Genomic DNA, 17,240 nt, shown 5'->3' on the forward strand with positions numbered 1-17,240 from the left:
TTTATCCACAGATTTCCCAAACCCCCTGGCGGAGCTGACCATTCACAGTCACGCTGGGTAGCGACCAGTAAGGGGGAATTGCAAGATGGATGCTGTACGGCTCATCACGGCCACCCGGCAGGCCCTTGCAGCGTGCGCGGACGTGCCGGACATCGTGGCCGAGGCGTGGCAGGCGCAAGCACTCGCCGAGGCGGTCGGCAGCCATCTCGCGGTCAACGGCCCGCCGGCGGTCCGTGCGGAGGCACTCGGCCTGAGCGAGGTGGGCGGCCGGGCCACCGGCGCCCGGCACCACCCCGCCGCCCGCTCCGGCGGACTGCGGGCCGCCCGCCTGTGCTCGGTCAAGGATCCGCGGCGCACACTGGACGAGTTGGGCGCGCTGCTGGCCGAGGCCGGCGTGGCCCTGGTGGGCGTGGCGGTGTCGGCGGAGGACGAGACGCTGTACTGGCAGTGCATGGAAGCCATCGACGCGGCCGACGAGTCCGGTGACCGCGTCGCGGCGATACTCCGTGCGCTGGCACTGCCCGAGCGCGGAAGCGTGGCGTGAGCCACGTACGGGCCGCACCGGGTGCCGCACGGCGCGGCGCCCCGGGCAGGGCGGCCTCCGGCACGGGCGACGCCCGCGGGCCGCCCCGGCACGGAGCACCGCCCGGGGCGTCACGGCCTGCGCGGCTCGCCCTCGGCCGGGGCCGGGGACGGACCCGGCGTCTGCTCGGCGGTGCGCAGATCGGCGTCCAGCCGGGAGCGATCGGCGTCCAGCGCGGCCATCAGCTCCTCCATCTGCCGCAGCAGCCCCTGCGGTGCGGCGGGCCGGGCCCGCGGAGCGGACGGCCCGTGCGCTTCCGCTTCCGGTGCGTCGTCCTGCGGCATGCGGCCTCCCTGATCCAGCCGGCCGGTCCGGCTCCGCCCTCGCCGACGAGGGCCGGGAGCGGGCGTCACGGCCGTCCCGGCAGCAGGCAAGATGGGGGGCATGCGACTGCGAATCTTCACCGAGCCCCAGCAGGGGGCCGACTACGACACGCTGCTCCGGGTCGCCAAGTCCACCGAGGAACTGGGCTTCGACGCCTTCTACCGCTCCGACCACTATCTGGCCATGGGCGACAGCGACGGCCTGCCGGGCCCCACCGACGCGTGGATCACCCTGGCCGGCATCGCCCGTGAGACGAGCCGGATCCGCCTCGGCACGCTGATGACGGCGGGCACCTTCCGGCTGCCCGGCCCGCTGGCGATCCAGGTCGCGCAGGTGGACGCGATGTCCGGCGGCCGGGTCGACTTCGGTCTGGGCTCGGGCTGGTACGAGGAGGAGCACACCGCCTACGGCATCCCCTTCCCCAAGGAGAAGTTCGGGCGGCTGGAGGAACAGCTCGCGATCATCACCGGTCTGTGGGAGACCCCGGTCGGCGAGAAGTTCAGCTACGACGGCGACCACTACCGGCTCCAGGACAGCCCCGCGCTGCCCAAGCCGCACCAGGAGCACATCCCGGTGCTGGTGGGCGGCATGGGCGCGCGCCGCACACCGCGGCTGGCGGCGCGGTACGCCGACGAGTTCAACGTGCCGTTCGCCTCGCTGGAGGACAGCAAGCGGCAGTTCGACCGGGTGCGGCTGGCCGCCGAGGAACACGGCCGCGCCGCGACGGACCTGGTGTACTCCAACGCCCTGGTGGTCTGCGTCGGCAAGGACGACGCGGAGGTGGCGCGCCGGGCCGCCGCCATCGGCCGCGACGTGACGGAGCTGAAGGAGAACGGGCTGGCGGGCACCCCGGGCGAGGTGGTCGACAGGATCGGGCAGTTCGGCGCGCTGGGCTCCACCAGGATCTACCTCCAGATGCTCGACCTGAGCGATCTGGACCACCTGGCGCTCATCGCCGACCGGGTCGCCCCGCAGCTGACATGAGCCGGTGCGAGCCCGAATGACCGGTGCGGCCGTCCCGTTCGCCGCGCAGCTGGCCGACGGCCCCGTCCTGCTGGACGGCGGGCTGTCCAACCAGCTGGAGGCCCAGGGCCACGACCTGTCCGACGACCTGTGGTCGGCACGCCTGCTGGCGGAGGCCCCGGAGGCCGTCCAGGCCGCCCACGCCGCCTACGTCGCGGCGGGTGCCCGCGTCCTGATCACCAGCAGCTATCAGGCGTCGTTCGAGGGCTGGGGCCGCCGGGGGCTGGGCGCGGACGCGGCCCGTGCGCTCTTCCACCGCAGCGTCGCCCTGGCCCGTTCCGCCGCCGCCACGCACCCGCCGGCGGACGGGCCGCCGGTCCGGGTGGCGGCCTCCGTCGGCCCGTACGGCGCGGTGCTGGCTGACGGCAGCGAGTACCGCGGCCGGTACGGGCTGAGCACGGCCCGGCTGGCGGACTTCCACCGGCCGCGGATCGCGGCGCTCGCCGAGGCGGGCCCGGATGTGCTGGCGCTGGAGACGGTGCCGGACAGCGACGAGGCCCGGGCGCTGCTGCGCGCGGCCGAGGGCTGCGGGGTGCCGGTGTGGCTGAGCTACACCGTGGCCGGCGGCCGCACCCGGGCCGGGCAGCCGCTCGACGAGGCGTTCGCGGTGGCGGCCGGCAACGAACAGGTCGTCGCGGTCGGCGTGAACTGCTGCGCCCCCGCGGAGGTCGAGGGCGCCCTGGCGGCGGCGGGCGCCGCCTGTCCCGGCGTCCCGCTGGTGGCGTATCCGAACAGCGGCGAGGGCTGGGACCCGGAGCGCGGGGCCTGGCGGGGCGGCTCCACGTTCGAGGAGGCCACGGCCCGGGTGCCGCGCTGGGTCGAGCTGGGTGCGCGGCTGATCGGCGGCTGCTGCCGGGTGGGCCCGCGGCAGATCGCGGCGCTGTCGTCCGCCCTGTGACCCCGCCGGCGGCCCGGGCCCGGCCCCGGCCTTTCCCCCGGTTGTCCCCCGGTTGTTCCCCGGTTGCTCCCCCGCCCGGACGGGCGCGGCGGCGGGGGAACGACCGGGTGTCCACGCTGTCGCGCGCCCGCGGCCGGGCGGGCCGTCCCGCCGTTCCCTACGCGCGCGGCGGCCGGCTCCGCCAGGATGACCCCATGGGATTCCGTGTCGACTCCGAGGCCGGACGGCTGCGCCGCGTCGTCCTGCACCGCCCGGGGCTGGAGCTGAAGCGGCTCACGCCCACCAACAAGGACGATCTCCTCTTCGACGACGTGCTGTGGGTGCGCCGGGCGCAGGAGGAGCACGACGCGCTCGCGGACACACTGCGCGAACTCGGCGTCGAGGTCCATCTGTTCGGGGACCTCCTGACGGAGGTGCTCGCTCTCCCCGCGGCCCGCGCACATGTGCTCGACCGCGTCTTCGACGAGAAGGAGTACGGCCCGCTGGCCGCGGACCATCTGCGTGCGGCCTTCGACCAGCTGCCGACGGAGCGGCTGGCGGAGGCGCTGGTGGGCGGGATGACGAAGCGGGAGTTCCTGGAGCGCTGCCCGGAGCCCACGTCGGTGCGCTTCCATGTGATGGAGCGGGACGACTTCCTGCTGGCCCCGCTGCCGAACCATCTGTTCACCCGGGACACCTCGGCGTGGATCTACGACGGGGTCTCGATCAACGCGATGCGCTGGCCCGCCAGGCAGCGCGAGATCGTGCACTTCGAGGCGATCTACGGGCACCATCCGCTCTTCCGCGGCCCGGCGGCCGGCGACGGTTTCCACCTGTGGTCGGAGGGCCGGGCGGCCTATCCGTCGACGATCGAGGGCGGCGACGTGCTGGTCCTCGGGGGCGGCGCGGTGCTGGTGGGGATGAGCGAGCGGACGACGCCGCAGGCCGTGGAGATGCTGGCGCGCGGCCTGTTCGCCCAGGGCTCGGCCCGCACGATCGTGGCGCTGGACATGCCCAAGCGCCGGGCGTTCATGCACCTGGACACGGTGATGACGATGGTCGACGGGGAGACGTTCACCCAGTACGAGGGGCTGGGCATGCTGCGCTCGTACACGATCGAGCCGGGCGCCGCAGCGGGCGAGCTGAAGGTGACGGACCATCCGCCGGAGCACATGCACCGGGCGATCGCGGCGGCGCTGGGCCTGGACGGGGTGCGGGTGCTGACGCCGAAGCAGGACGTGCGGGCGGCGGAGCGGGAGCAGTGGGACGACGGCTGCAATGTGCTGGCGGTGGAGCCCGGGGTGGTGCTGGCGTACGAGCGGAACGCGACGACGAACACCCATCTGCGCGGGCAGGGCATCGAGGTGCTGGAGATCCCGGGCAGTGAGCTGGGCAGGGGGCGCGGGGGCCCGCGGTGCATGAGCTGCCCGGTGGAGCGGGACCCCGTGAACTGAGCAGCGGAGCAGCGCCGGTGCCGCCGGAGCTGTGGGAGCTGCCGGAGCTGTGGGAGCCGGGAGGGCGGTCGGAGTCGTGCGCGCCGCCCGGGCCCGGGCCGTGCGGACCACCCCACCGCATACAGATTCCATCCGCCGTATAGAATTCCAAGCTTACGCAGCACCGCAGCACCCACCCGCACGCAGGGAGCGAGGAGCCGACATGGCAGAAGATCTCAGGGGCCGCCACTTCCTCAAGGAACTGGACCTCACCCCCGGGGAGTTCCGTGGCCTGGTTTCGCTGGCGGCACGGCTCAAGGCCGACAAGCGCGACGGGGTCGAGGAGCAGCAGCTGCGCGGGCGGAACATCGCGCTGATCTTCGAGAAGTCGTCGACCCGTACACGCTGCTCGTTCGAGGTGGCCGCCGCCGACCAGGGCGCCTCGACGACCTACCTGGACCCCTCCGGCTCCCACATCGGCCTCAAGGAATCCGCCAAGGACACCGCGCGGGTGCTGGGCCGGCTCTACGACGGGATCCAGTACCGGGGCAGCGGCCAGGCCGTCGTCGAGGAGCTGGCCGCGCACGCGGGAGTGCCGGTCTACAACGGGCTGACCGACGAATGGCATCCCACGCAGATGCTCGCCGACGTGCTGACGATGGCCGAGCACGCGCCGGGCCGCCCCCTGGCGGGGCTCGCCTACGCCTACCTGGGCGACGCGCGCAACAACATGGGCAACTCCTACCTGATCACCGGCGCCCTGCTGGGCATGGACGTACGGATCGTGGCGCCGCGCTCGCTGTGGCCGCAGGAGTCCGTGGTGGCCCGGGCGCGGAAGCTGGCCGAGAGCACCGGTGCCCGGGTGACGCTCACCGAGGACGTGACCGAGGGCGTCCGGGGCGCGGACTTCGTCGCGACGGACGTGTGGGTGTCGATGGGCGAGCCGGCGGAGGTGTGGCGGGAGCGCATCGACCTGCTGCGGCCGTACGCCGTGACGAGCGAGGTGCTGCGCGCGACGGGCAACCCCCGGGTGCGCTTCCTGCATTGCCTGCCCGCCTTCCACGACCTGGGTACGAAGGTCGCGCGGGAGGTGTACGAGCAGTACGGCCTGGAGTCGCTGGAGGTCACGGACGAGGTCTTCGAGTCGGAGCACTCGGTGGTCTTCGACGAGGCGGAGAACCGGATGCACACCATCAAGGCCGTCCTGGTGGCGACGCTGGGCGGGGAGCCGCTGCCGGACGCCCCGCTCTGACGCCCCGCGGGGCCACCCCGGGTGTGTGCATAGTCATACGCATAAACGCGGGGTCATGCATATTCCGCGGATACGATGGAGGCAGCGCGCCTCGAAGGGTCCGGGCCGGCGGTCCGGGCCTTTCGCATGCGTACCGGCCTCTCCCCGGTGCGCCGTCGCCGCGCTCCGTTCCCCCCGCCTCCGCGTAGAGCCCTGGAAGTTCCATGCCCCGCACCGGTCCGCGCATCAAGTCCCCCGACCAGCTGGTGGCCGAATCCGGCGCCGACCTCGAAGGCCACGGTCTCAAGCGCACCATCGGCCCGTTCCAGCTGGTGTGCTTCGGGATCGGGGCGATCGTCGGCACCGGCATCTTCGTCGGCCTGTCCGACACGGTGGCCGAGGCCGGCCCCGCGGTGATCGTCTCCTTTGTGCTGGCCGCGCTGACCTGCATTTTCACCGCGTTCTCGTTCGCCGAGCTGGGCGGTGCGATCCCCGTCTCCGGCAGCTCGTACTCCTACACCTACGCCTCGCTCGGGGAGCGGACGGCCTTCCTGGTGGGCTGGTGCCTGCTGCTGGAGTACGGGGTGTCGGTCTCGGCCGTCGCGATCGGCTGGGGCCAGTACCTGAACGAGCTGCTGGAGCACACGATCGGGCTGCGCATACCCGACGCGTTCGCCGCCGCTCCCGGGCACGGCGGCATCGTCAACATCCCGGCGGTGGTCGTGATGCTGCTGGCGGCCGTCCTGCTGGTGCGCGGCGTACGGGAGAGCGCGCGGGCGACGGCGGCGATGGCCGTCATCAAGGTCGGCATCCTGGTGCTGTTCTGCGCCGTCGCGTTCACCGCCTACCAGGCGGGCAATCTGACGCCGTTCGCCCCGGCCGGTATCGGCGGGATCGGTGCCGGTGCCTCGCTGGCGTTCTTCTCGTTCATCGGGTTCGACGCGATCTCCACGGCCGGCGAGGAGGTCAAGAATCCGCGGCGGAACATCCCCCTGGCGATCCTGGTGACGATCGGCTGTGTCGCGCTGATCTACTGCCTGGTCTCGGTGGCGGCGCTGGGTGCCATGCCCTGGGAGCAGGTCGGCGGCAAGCCCGCCGCGCTGTCGCTGATCGTCAACCACGCCACCGGTTCGGCCTTCGGCTCGACGGTCATCGCGCTCGGCGCGGTCGTGGCCATCGCCTCCGTGGTGCTGGCGGTGATGTACGGGCAGACCCGGATCCTGATGTCGATGGCCCGCGACGGGCTGATGCCGAAGGTCTTCGAGCGGGTCTCCCCCAAGACGTCCACCCCGGTGGCCAACACCTGGATCGTCGCCGTCGTCTTCGCGGTGCCCGCCGCCGTCGTCCCGCTGGACGTGGTGCTGGACATGACGGTCATCGGGACGCTGGCCGTCATGGCCGTGGTGAACATCTGCGTCATCGCGCTGCGCCGCTCGCGGCCCGACCTCCAGCGCCGCTTCCGGGTGCCGCTCTTCCCCGTCGCACCGCTGCTGGGCGTGGGCTTCAGCCTGTATCTGATGTACGGGCTGCCGCTGATGACATGGATCCAGTTCGCGGTGTTCGTCGCGGTCGGGCTGGTGCTCTACTCGGTCTACGGCCGGCGCCGCTCGCGGCTCGGCCGCGCCGAGGAGGCCGCGGCGGACGGTGCCGACGGCTCCGGCCCGGCGCACGAGGAGCCCGCCGACGACGGCACACCGTCCCCGGCGGTCCGGGCCGGGCAGGCCGGGTAGGTCGGGTGGTCCGGCCAGGCCGGGCAGTGGAGCGCGCCGGTGGAGCGGCGGTAGAGCGACGGTAGAGCGGCGGTCGGGCAGCAGCGCGACGGCGGCGGAACAGCGGGGGCGCCCGCGTGGAACGGTGGGCCGGGGCCGGGGCCCGGGCGGACGCGGGGCTACGGCTCCCGCGCGTCCGGGGCACCCGGCGCGTCAGGCCCGCCCGGGACGTCAGGCCCGTGCGAAGCGTCCGGGGCGTCCAGCCCGCCCGAGGCATCCGAGACATCCGGCTCGTCCGGTCCGAGGGTGAACCAGACCGTCTTGCCGTCCGGGCCCAGGCGGCTCCCGCAGGCGGTGCTGAGGCTGCGGATGAGCAGCAGCCCGCGCCCGTCCTCCGCGACGTCCTCCAGGGCGCGGACGTCCAGCGTCTCCGGGGAGGACGGCGGGGCCGGTGCGGTCCCGCCCTCGCCCGGCGCGTCGGCGACCTCCTCCAGCGCCTCGGCCAGCGCCCGGTCGGCTTCCTCGTGGACGCTGGAGCCGGCGTCCGGGTCGCCCGGCGCGGCGCCGGCCGGGCGGGCGTCCGCCTGCGGCGGGTCGCCGGACGGCCCCTCGCCGGCGTCCTCGCGGGGCAGGCCCGCCAGGGGACGCGGATCGCGGTCGCGGACCTCGACCAGCAGGCCCTCCCCCAGCTCCGTGACCGTCAGCTCGACGGCGGTGCCGCCCGGGGTGTGCTCGATCGCGTTGGTCACCAGCTCGCACACCAGGAGTTCGGCCGTCTCCCCGTCGACGGAGGAGCCCAGCTCGCTCAGCGCGTTGCGGACGGCCGCGCGGGCGATCGGCGCTGCGGGCGGCGCGTGCGGGAGGTCGATGTGCCAGGAGGAGTCGGCGGTCACGGCCGGGTCCGTTCCCCCGGCGCGGGCCCGTCCGGCCGGGGGCGGCAGGACCGGCGGTCAGGATGGCGTCGCCGCCGGGGGCGGTGGTGCTCGGCGGGTTCCGCGTGTACGGCCATGGCCATTCCTGTTCTCGCGGAGGTGCTGTTCGTCACTGTATGAGCTTTTTCCTCCCTTCCCGCGGCCCCTGCGCCCGGCGGGCGCAATCGGGTGCACACCGGCCGCGCCCGAGGCGGTGCACGGCAACCCCGGTAAGGACCGGCCCCCGGAGCTGTCCCTATACTTCCGGAATGCGAGATGTGATCGTCCGACGCGTCACCGGGCGGGGCGCCGTGTGCCCCGCCACGCCGGCGCGCACCCCGGCCACCCGCCGGGGCCGGTACGCGGGGCGCCGGGCGCCGCGCGGTCTGTTCGGCCGTGCGGCCGTTGCCCTTCTGCTGCTGCTCACCGTCTGCGGCTGCGCCTCCTCGTCGTCGTCCTCCTCCTCGGGGACCCCGGCCGACGGCGCGTCCCGGGACGACGACCCGGCCCGGCCGGAGCGGGTCCGGCTGCCGAAGCCGGGGATGGCCTTCGACTACCAGCTCGGCGGCGCCTACCGGCCCGCCGACCGCGTCCGCGCCGTCTCCCGCGACCGCACGGACGACCCGGCGCCCGGCCGCTACAACATCTGCTACGTCAACGCCTTCCAGACCCAGCCGGACAAGGCCGTCGACTGGTGGCGGAGCCACCACCCCGATCTGCTGCTGCGGGACGAGGACGGCGAGCTGGTCATCGACGAGGACTGGGACGAGCCGCTGCTGGACATCTCGACCGCGCACCGGCGCACCGCACTGATGAAGATCGTCGGCCCGTGGATCGACGGCTGCGCCGAGGACGGCTTCGACGCCGTCGAGCCCGACAATCTGGACTCCTACCAGCGCTCCCACGCGCTGCTCGGCAAGCAGGACGCCATCGCCTTCGCCAGGATGCTGACCGCACGCGCCCACCGTGCGCATCTCGCCGTCGCGCAGAAGAACACCGCCGAGCTGCTCGGGGACCGCTCCCGCACCGGGTTCGACTTCGCCGTGGCGGAGGAGTGCGGGCGCTACGACGAGTGCGGGCAGTACGGCGCCGCCTACCGGGACCGGGTGTTCGTCATCGAGTACCGGCAGGCGGACCTCGCGCCCGCCTGCGAGGCCAGGGACGGCCGGATGTCGGTCGTCCTGCGCGACCGCGATCTGCGTCCCGCCGGCGCCGACGGACACGTGCTGCGGCACTGCTGACCGGCGGCGGACGGCCGCAGAAACAGCCGGAGAAACAGCCACAGCCCGGCCGCTGCCCGGCCGCCGGGCGGGGCACGGGCAGCGCCTCTACCGTGGTGGCATGGGGCGGCACGCGCGGTCGGCCAGCGCCGACGACCTGTTGACCCGGCTCGGGCAGCTGACCGCACGGGCCCGGGAGGAGATCGAGGTCCAGCGGGCCCGGATCGAGCTGGCCGAGGTCCTCCAGCGCGGCATGCTGCCCGCCGCCCTGCCGACCGCGCCCGGGCTGCACGTCGCAGCCCGCTACGCACCGGCACGCAACGGCCTGGACATCGGCGGCGACTGGTACGACGGGTTCCGGCTGCCGGACGGCTCCCTCGCGTTCTGCGTGGGGGACGTCCAGGGGCACGACGTCGAGGCCGCCGCCTTCATGGGGCAGGCCCGTATCGTCCTGCGAGCGGTGGCGGCCACCGCCGGCACCGACCCGGGGCTGATCCTGCACACCGCCAACGACCTGCTGGTGGCGATGGACAGCCGGCTCTTCGCCACCTGTACCTTCGTCCGTTTCGACCCGGCCACCTGGAGCGTGCACGGCGCACGGGCCGGGCACACCGGCGCGGTGTGGGCGGGTGCCGACGGCCGCCGCGGAGTCCAGGAGGACGCCGGCGGGCTGCCGTTGGCCGTCCAGGAGGACGAGGACTACCCGGTCACCCGGCACCGGCTCACCCAGCCGGGCGCCCTGGCGCTGCTCACCGACGGCGTCGTCGAGGGGCCGACCGTCGCGCAGGAGGAGGGCCTGGCCGAGGTGGCGCGGGTGCTCGGCGACCATCTGGAGGACGATCCGGAGACGCTGGCCGACCGCATCATGGACGTCGCCGAACACACCGGGCACACCGACGACGCAGCCGTCCTGGTGCTCCGGCACGACGGCCCGCCCACCGCGCGGCGGCCCGGCACGGCCGAGGCGGAGCGGCAGCAGCCACCGGCCGGTGGAGGGCGTGTCTGACAGCGGCCCCGCCGAAGCCGTTGTCTGATGAACCGGTGGCACGCACCTCACCAGCAACGGGCCGGGCGGGGCCGGAGGGCCGGGGCCGCCGGCTGGCGGCGGACTGCCTGCGGGTCGTGGTCATCGCCGTCGTCTACTACGCGGGCGGGCGGCTGGGGCTGCTCCGCGAGGTGACCGTCGAAGGGGCCGTCGTCACGCCGTTCTGGCCGCCCACCGGGATCGCCGTCAGCGCCCTGCTCTTCTTCGGCTACCGGGCCTGGCCGGGCATCGCGATCGGCGCGACCCTGGTCATCTGGACCATGGCGGACGGGCTCGACCTGTCCTCGATCGGGTTCGTCGCGGGGAACACCCTCGCGCCGCTGCTGTCCTACGCACTGCTGCGCCGCACCGGCTTCCGGCACCAGCTGGACCGGCTGCGCGACGGCGCGGGCCTGGTCTTCCTGGGCGCCTTCGCCGGGATGCTGATCAGCGCCACCACCGGGGCGCTGATGGCCGTGACGGGCGGCGACATCGATCCGCCGGACTTCTGGCCGGTGTGGACGGCCTGGTGGGCGGGGGACGTGGTGGGCGTGCTGGTGGTCACGCCGCTGCTGCTCGCGGTGCCCCGGCTGCGCAGACCGCGCGGCTGGCCGGCGGCGGCCGAGGCGGTGGTGCTGATGGTGGCGACGGCGCTGCTGTCGGTCTTCGCCACCCGCAGCACCGTCAATCTGCTGTTCCTGGTCTTTCCGCTGCTGGTGTGGGCGTCGCTGCGGTTCCAGCTCGCGGGCAGCGCCTTCTGCGTGGCCGTCGTCTCCGTCTCGGCGACCTGGGCCGCCACCGAGCGCACGGGCGGCTTCGCCCGGCACAGCCTCATCGAGGGCATGATCAGCCTCCAGGCGCTCAACGGCTCGGCCGCGTTGACGGCGCTGCTGCTCGCCGCGGTGACGGCGGAGAAGCGGAACACTCTGCGGCGGATCGAGGAGGCGTGCGCCGAGTTGGCCGAGATGGTCGACAGACTCGCCCCCGGAAGCCGCTCCACCCGCCTGTGACCCCGCACACGCAACTCCCCCTCCCCCGCACCTCGTGCGCTCCCGGACCTTGTCCGCTTCCGGGCTTCGTCCACCCCCGAGCCAGTGCGCTCCCGAGCCTCGTTCACTTCCGAGCCCCGAGCGCTTCCGGGTCCCGTGCGCTCCCGAGCCTCGTGCGCTTCCGGGTCTCGTGCGCTACCGAGCTCGTCAGGGCTTCTTGCCCGAGCCGGTGGACTTCTTGCCCGAGCCGGAGGATTTCCTGTCCGCACCGGTGGACTTCTTGCCCGTGCCGGTGGACTTCCTGGCCCCGCCGGTCTTCCCCCTGCCCGTTCCGGGCTTCTCCGCCGCCCCGCCGGGCTTCTTCGCCGGGGCGACGGTCTTCTTGCCCGCGCCGGTGCGCCTCTTCCCGGCCCCGGCGCCCGCCCCGTCGGCCCCGGCGCCCGCCCCGGCGGGCTTCTCCGCACGGCGGCGGGCCTCGGTGAGGGCGCGCTCGGCCTTCTTCGCCCGGTCCCGGGCCGCGCGGGCGGCCTCGCGTGCGCGGCGCTGTTCCGCCTCGGCGTCCTTCAGCTCGGCGCGGGCCTCCGCGACCCGGTCCTCCGTCTGCCTCTGATGCCGCTCGGCGGCCTCCGCCTCGTCCGCCGCCGCCGTGTGCGCCTCCGCCCGCTCCCGCAGCTCGCGCTCGGCCTCCCGTTCCCGGCGGCGGGCCTCCTCACGCCGCTGTTTCTCGCCCTGCCGCTGCTCCCGCTCACGGCGGCGGGCCCGTGCCGCGTCCAGATCGGCCACCCCGCCGGACGGTCCGCGCCTGCCACCGGTGCGCTTCCGGGCAGCGGCGGAGGACGAGGACGACGGGGCGGACGGAGCGGACGGAGCCGGTCCGGCCCGTTCCGCACCTCCCGGCTGTCCGGCCTCTCCGGTCTCCCCCGTCTCCCCGGGGAAGCCCACGGCGCCGGTCAGCGGCCGGTCGAGTCGGCCGCGTGCCCACTCCCGGCCGGCCTCGGCGTCCGCGAGGGCGGTGTGCAGCGTCTCCTGCACCTCCCGCTGGGCGTTCTGGCTGATCCGTTCGCCGGCCTGTTCGGCCAATTCGCGTGCCGCGCGGGCGAGCGCCGAGGTGATCTGCCGCTGCCTGCCGGACAGTTCGCGCAGCTGTGCGCCGTTCAGGTCACGCTGGGCCTCCCGCAGCTCCTCGCCGAGCCGGAGCAGCGCCTCGGTCTCCGCCGGACGCTCGCGCACCAGCAGATTGGCGGCGAAGGCGGCCAGGGTCGGGCGGCGCAGCCCGCCGATGCGGGAGGCCAGTTCGCGTTCGCCGTGCGCGCGGGCCTCCCGGGCCCGTCGGTCCCGGGAGGCGGTGAAGTCCCGCGGGGGCAGCCCGTACAGCTCGTCGGCGACGGAGTCCAGGTCCACGCCTCCTCCCTCCTCCTTCGCGGACGGCGTCGGGCGCGTCCCGCACCATCGTGCCGCGCGCACCCGCCCGCCGCGCGCGGGCCGCACCTCCACCGCCCGCCCCGGAGCCGACGGGGCTCAGAGGGGCGCGTCGGCGATCCGTGCGCGGTGGCTCTCGCCGTCGGTGAGGAAGGCCGCCAGCGCCTCGCCCTCCTCGGCGACGGCAGAGCGCTCCGGCCGGGTGAGAGCACGCAGCGGGCTGACCGTCACGGTGCCGGCCTCGACGCTCCAGGTGGCGGCCGTCCTCCCGTCGACGAGGACGAAGCGGGCGCCGGTCACCGACAGACCGCGGTGGGCGTCGTCGATGATCCGGCCGCGGTCCCGGTAGCCGAGGACCACGTTGTCGAAGGCGGGCAGGAACCGTACGGGCGCCGGGGTGTCCGGGTCGGGCCGGGGTGCGTCGGGGAGGTCCAGCAGTTCCCGGCCGCGTGTGTCACGGAAGGCCACCAGTTCCGGGCGTACGGCGGCGACGGCGGCCGGCAGTCCCGCCAGGCCGCACCAGGCGCGCAGATCGGCGGAGGCGGCGGGGCCGAAGGCGGCCAGATAGCGCCGCACCAGCGCTTCGCCGACCGGGTCGGAGCCCTCCGGCGCCGGGGGCTCGATGTCGCGTCCCAGCCAGGAGGACAGCGGAAGGTTGCGCACCCCGGCTCTGGTGCGCCACAGCCCGCGCGGCGGCAGCTGTGCCACCGGCACGAGGGCGGCGACGAGCATTTCGCCCAGCGCGCGCGTACCGGTCTCCGGCCAGCGCCCGGCGACCGCCCGGGCCAGCTCGGTCATCGAGCGGGGCTGCCCGTCGGCGAACACCTCCCGGCCCGCGGCGGCCAGTTCGCCGAGGTCCACCCCGGCGAGGTCGTCGCGGTAGACGCCGAGGACCCGCTGACGCAGCATGGCGTCGTGCCGGGACCGCCAGGCGAGCACGTCGTCGGCCGTGACGAGGTGGACGGTGCGCCGCATGAGATGCGTGCGTACCACCTGACGTCCCGTCAACAGGTCGGAGAGCGCGCCCGGTGCGAAGCCGTGCAGCCGGGACCAGAGCCCGACGAAGGGTTCCTGCGGCTCCTGCGCCTGGAGGCCGCACAGGTGCGCGACCGCGTCGTGCGCCGGGATGCCGGCACGGTCGAGGAGCAGCTGCCGGGCGAGGGTGGCACGGCCCAGCGTCCGGTCGTCCAGCACCGTCATCCGGCCGCCTCCTGCCCGCTGCGGGCCGCTCGCGGGCCCGGCTCCCGGCGCCCGGTGGCCTGCCGACCGGGCCGGGGCCGACGGGTGTTCGGGCCGGTACGGCCCGGTGTGCGCCTCGTCACTGCGCAGTTCCTCCGCTTCGCACGGGTGGTCGTCCGGCCGCCGGCTGCCCGGCGGCCAGGGGCCGTGCCCCGGCCCCTCGGTGAGCACCGTCGCAGCAGAAGCGGTCAGTCCCGGACCGCTTCTGCGGGCAGGATGGGACACATGCAGAAGACCTCGGCCCGCCTGCTGACGCTCCTGTCCCTGCTCCAGGCACGGCGGGACTGGCCCGGAGCACTGCTGGCCGAGCGCCTGGAGGTCAGCCCGCGCACCCTGCGCCGCGATGTGGAGCGGCTGCGCGGGCTCGGCTATCCCGTCACGGCGGCCAAGGGGCCGGACGGCGGGTACCGGCTCGACGCGGGCGCCGACCTGCCCCCGCTGCTGTTCGACGACGAGCAGGCCGTCGCCCTCGCCGTCGCGCTGCGGAGCGCCGCCACCACCGGAGCCGGCATCGGGGACGCGGCGGCACGGGCGCTGACCACCGTCCGGCAGGTGATGCCCGCCCGGCTGCGGCACCGGATCGACGCCCTGCCGGTCACCGCCGTCGGCCGGCCGGCGGACAGGCCGGACACCGAGGCCGCGAGCGGTGTGCTGGCGGCGCTCGGAGCCGCCGTGCACGCCCGCGAGGTGCTGCGCTTCGACCATGTGCCCGTCTCCTGCCCCGCGGACGGCCGGGACGGTGCCGGGCGGGCACCGCGCCGGGTGCAGCCGCACCATCTCGTCGCCAGGGAAGGCCGGTGGTACCTGGTCGCGTGGGACCTCGACCGCGAGGACTGGCGGATCTTCCGTGCCGACCGGATCGCCCCGCGGACGCCGACGGGCCCCCGCTTCACCCCGCGCGAGGTGCCCGGGGGCGACGTGGCCGCCTTCGTCGACGGCAGGTTCCGCGGCTCGGACGGTGCGGGCGGCTGGCCGTGCCGGGGCGAGGTCGTCCTGGATCTGCCGGCCGCCGAGGTCTCCCGGTACCTGGGCAACGGGGTCGCCGAGGAGCTCGGGCCGGACCGCTGCCGGCTCGTGCTGGGCTCCTGGTCGTGGACCGCGCTGGCCGCCGACCTCGCCAGGTTCGACGCCGGTGTCGAGGTCGTCGGCCCGGACGCGCTCAGGACCGCCTTCGCCCGCCTCGCCGAACGCTGCACGGCCGCGGCATCGGGCGCCGCCCTGCCCCGCCCCGGCACGGCGGACCCCCACGCCGCGAACGGGAACACCCCGGCCCCGCCCCCGGAATCCGCTCCGGCGCCCTGACGCAGACCCCGTCCTTCGACGCCAAGTCCCGTTGCCCGGGCGGCACTTGGCACAGGACCGACTCGGCCGACGGCACAGGCCCGGCCCGGCCGGCGACCCGGGACGCACTCCGGCCGACGGCCCGCGACGCACTCCGACCGGCGACCCGCGACGCACTCCGACCGGCGACCCGCGACGCACTCCGACCGGCGGCCCGGGACGCAGTCCGACCGACAGCCCGGCTCGGACCAACCGGCAGCCCCGGCCCGGCTCAGCCCTCGGGCCCCGTGCCCGGGAAGAGGCGGTCGAGGTGGTGGCGCAGCACGCCGGCCGCGTCGTGGGGGCTCCGCTGACCGGCGAGGATTCCCGAGCCGAGTCCGGCCGCCATGGCCAGCAGTCCGGCCGCCTCCCGGCGCGGGTCGGCGCCGGGGGTCAGGAGGCCCTCGCCCAGGGCCTGTTCGAGCAGGTGCGTCACGGCGTTCTCGGCGGCGTCGGGCGCGTCGGTGAACGGCTGCGCCGCCAACGCCTCGTCCGTCGCGGCGAGTACGGCGTACGAGGTGAACAGCAGATGGAAGGTGCGGGACTCCTCGTCCGTGGGCAGCGACTCCAGCAGCAGGGCCTCGACGGCCGCGCGCGGCCCGGCGCCCTCGCCCGCCGCGCGTCTGCGTGCCGTGGCCCGTTCGCCGAAGTCGGCGGCCAGTTGGCGCAGTCCGTGCAGCAGCAGCTTCTCCTTGGTCTCGAAGTAGTACTGCACCAGCCGCAGGGAGATCCCGGCCTCGGCGGCCACGTCGCGCATGCCCACCCGGTGCAGTCCGCGACGGCCGGCGACCCGGATGAGGGCCCGGGCGATCGCGGTCCGCCGCTCCTCGTGGTCGACGCGCTTGGGCACGCTGCTCACTCCCTGTTCGGCCTGCTGACGGCCGGTTGATGGTACCGCCGTACCACGTTCATGGTACGTTCGTACCACAAAAATGGAGCTGCCGAGGAGGCGTCCACCGTGCCGAGAGCCGTGCCCCGCACCCGCGACCACACCCGCACCACCACCCGGCCCGATGTCGGGCGCTATGTGAACGAGGAGCTGCGCGAGCGCTATCTCGCCGCGTGCGCCGCCGTTCACGCGCTGGGCCCGGCCCCGGCGGCCGAGACCGAGGTGGAGACCGCCTTCGCCACCACCCACGTCTACCGCTACGGGCCCGCACGGGCCGACGCCCCGGAACATCTCCCCGTGGTGCTGGTGCACGGCGCGGGGACCAACTCCGCGATGTGGTACCCGAACACGGGCGACCTGAGCGCCGAACGCACCGTCTTCGCGCTGGACACCCCGGGCGACCCCGGGCTGAGCGTGCAGCGCGAACCCCTGCACCGGCCCGAGGACGCCGCGCAGTGGCTCGACGAGACGCTGGCCGGGCTCGGCCTGGACCGCGTCCACCTCGTCGGCGTCTCCTACGGCGGCTGGCTCGCGCTCAACCAGGCCCATCTGCGGCCCGAACGGCTCGCGTCGGTCACCCTGCTCGACCCGGGCGGCCTGGAGAAGGTCGGACCCCGGTTCTTCGCCTGGATCTTCGCCGGTTTCCTCGCCACGTTCGCACCCCGCGCGCTGCGGGTCCGACTGGCCGCCTGGCTGGAGCAGCCCGTGCTCGTGGTGCCGGAGCTGCGGAACATGATCCGCGCCGGTGTCCGGGCCCATCGCATCCGCCGCCCGGCGCCCGCACCGCTGACCGAGGACGAACTGCGCACCGTGCGCACGCCGTTGTATCTGCTCCTCGGCCGCCGCAGCCTGCTGCTGCACCCCCGCCGGCAGGCGGAGCGGGTGCCGCGGCTGATACCGGGAGCGCGCGCCGAGATCGTCGAACGGACCGGGCACGGGCCGCAGATCGATCACGCCGAGGAGGTCAACGCCCGCATCCTGGCCTTCCTCGCGGCGACGGAGGCCCACGGACGGGCCTGACCCGCCACCCCGCCGGGAGCCCTCGCCCG

General features: G+C 74.8%; 16 protein-coding genes. 11 read left to right on the forward strand and 5 right to left on the reverse strand.

Annotated elements, in window-relative coordinates; translation table 11 throughout:
* Window positions 1-85: 85 nt before the first annotated feature.
* Entirely contained in the window at window positions 86-544 is a 459-nt protein-coding gene (locus SCA03_RS24190) for a DUF6099 family protein (RefSeq protein WP_030879372.1), read from the forward strand.
* Window positions 545-654: 110 nt separating this feature from the next.
* Here the strand turns inward: SCA03_RS24190 and SCA03_RS24195 are convergent, their stop codons facing one another.
* Window positions 655-867, reverse strand: coding sequence for a hypothetical protein (locus tag SCA03_RS24195; protein ID WP_086816117.1), 213 nt, complete (start codon window positions 865-867; stop codon window positions 655-657).
* Window positions 868-967: 100 nt separating this feature from the next.
* Between SCA03_RS24195 and SCA03_RS24200 the strand changes: the two genes are divergently transcribed.
* The 5 genes from SCA03_RS24200 to SCA03_RS24220 all read left to right on the forward strand — a co-directional run bounded on the left by SCA03_RS24200 (window position 968) and on the right by SCA03_RS24220 (window position 7,201).
* Window positions 968-1,891, forward strand: coding sequence for an LLM class F420-dependent oxidoreductase (locus tag SCA03_RS24200; protein WP_086816132.1), 924 nt, complete (start codon window positions 968-970; stop codon window positions 1,889-1,891).
* Window positions 1,892-1,907: 16 nt separating this feature from the next.
* Complete coding sequence (gene mmuM, locus SCA03_RS24205) at window positions 1,908-2,828, forward strand: homocysteine S-methyltransferase (protein WP_086816118.1); 921 nt, start codon at window positions 1,908-1,910, stop codon at window positions 2,826-2,828.
* A 194-nt stretch (window positions 2,829-3,022) separates the two neighbouring features.
* Complete coding sequence (locus SCA03_RS24210) at window positions 3,023-4,261, forward strand: arginine deiminase (protein ID WP_030879380.1); 1,239 nt, start codon at window positions 3,023-3,025, stop codon at window positions 4,259-4,261.
* A 202-nt stretch (window positions 4,262-4,463) separates the two neighbouring features.
* Window positions 4,464-5,492 (forward strand): ornithine carbamoyltransferase, encoded by a 1,029-nt coding sequence (gene argF, locus SCA03_RS24215; RefSeq protein ID WP_086816120.1) that lies wholly within the window; start codon window positions 4,464-4,466, stop codon window positions 5,490-5,492.
* Window positions 5,493-5,695: 203 nt separating this feature from the next.
* Window positions 5,696-7,201, forward strand: coding sequence for an amino acid permease (locus SCA03_RS24220; protein ID WP_086816122.1), 1,506 nt, complete (start codon window positions 5,696-5,698; stop codon window positions 7,199-7,201).
* Window positions 7,202-7,359: 158 nt separating this feature from the next.
* Here the strand turns inward: SCA03_RS24220 and SCA03_RS24225 are convergent, their stop codons facing one another.
* Entirely contained in the window at window positions 7,360-8,073 is a 714-nt protein-coding gene (locus tag SCA03_RS24225) for an ATP-binding protein (RefSeq protein ID WP_230988882.1), read from the reverse strand.
* Between the two features lie 287 nt (window positions 8,074-8,360).
* Here SCA03_RS24225 and SCA03_RS24230 point away from each other — a divergent pair, with 287 nt between their 5' ends.
* The 3 genes from SCA03_RS24230 to SCA03_RS24240 all read left to right on the forward strand — a co-directional run bounded on the left by SCA03_RS24230 (window position 8,361) and on the right by SCA03_RS24240 (window position 11,345).
* The gene (locus SCA03_RS24230) at window positions 8,361-9,332 is read left to right on the forward strand and encodes an endo alpha-1,4 polygalactosaminidase (protein WP_086816126.1); all 972 of its coding nucleotides are present in this window, start codon (window positions 8,361-8,363) and stop codon (window positions 9,330-9,332) included.
* 100 nt (window positions 9,333-9,432) lie between these two features.
* On the forward strand, window positions 9,433-10,317 hold the full coding sequence (locus SCA03_RS24235; RefSeq protein ID WP_086816128.1) for a PP2C family protein-serine/threonine phosphatase: 885 nt from the start codon (window positions 9,433-9,435) through the stop codon (window positions 10,315-10,317).
* A gap of 35 nt (window positions 10,318-10,352) precedes the next feature.
* Window positions 10,353-11,345, forward strand: coding sequence for an MASE1 domain-containing protein (locus SCA03_RS24240; RefSeq protein ID WP_078872974.1), 993 nt, complete (start codon window positions 10,353-10,355; stop codon window positions 11,343-11,345).
* Window positions 11,346-11,531: 186 nt separating this feature from the next.
* On the opposite strand, the gene SCA03_RS24245 is transcribed toward SCA03_RS24240, so the two are convergent.
* The gene (locus tag SCA03_RS24245) at window positions 11,532-12,725 is read right to left on the reverse strand and encodes a hypothetical protein (protein WP_174864509.1); all 1,194 of its coding nucleotides are present in this window, start codon (window positions 12,723-12,725) and stop codon (window positions 11,532-11,534) included.
* 117 nt (window positions 12,726-12,842) lie between these two features.
* Window positions 12,843-13,943, reverse strand: coding sequence for a winged helix DNA-binding domain-containing protein (locus SCA03_RS24250; RefSeq protein ID WP_030894507.1), 1,101 nt, complete (start codon window positions 13,941-13,943; stop codon window positions 12,843-12,845).
* 264 nt (window positions 13,944-14,207) lie between these two features.
* Between SCA03_RS24250 and SCA03_RS24255 the strand changes: the two genes are divergently transcribed.
* Complete coding sequence (locus SCA03_RS24255) at window positions 14,208-15,284, forward strand: helix-turn-helix transcriptional regulator (protein WP_141275650.1); 1,077 nt, start codon at window positions 14,208-14,210, stop codon at window positions 15,282-15,284.
* Window positions 15,285-15,534: 250 nt separating this feature from the next.
* On the opposite strand, the gene SCA03_RS24260 is transcribed toward SCA03_RS24255, so the two are convergent.
* A complete protein-coding gene (locus SCA03_RS24260; protein WP_086815845.1) occupies window positions 15,535-16,152 on the reverse strand; it encodes a TetR/AcrR family transcriptional regulator in 618 nt (205 codons plus the stop codon).
* 108 nt (window positions 16,153-16,260) lie between these two features.
* Between SCA03_RS24260 and SCA03_RS24265 the strand changes: the two genes are divergently transcribed.
* Window positions 16,261-17,211, forward strand: a complete 951-nt coding sequence (locus SCA03_RS24265; protein ID WP_230988883.1) for an alpha/beta fold hydrolase — start codon at window positions 16,261-16,263, stop codon at window positions 17,209-17,211.
* Window positions 17,212-17,240: the final 29 nt, after the last annotated feature.

It is taken from the genome of Streptomyces cacaoi, assembly GCF_006539165.1.
GTDB lineage: Bacteria > Actinomycetota > Actinomycetes > Streptomycetales > Streptomycetaceae > Streptomyces > Streptomyces cacaoi.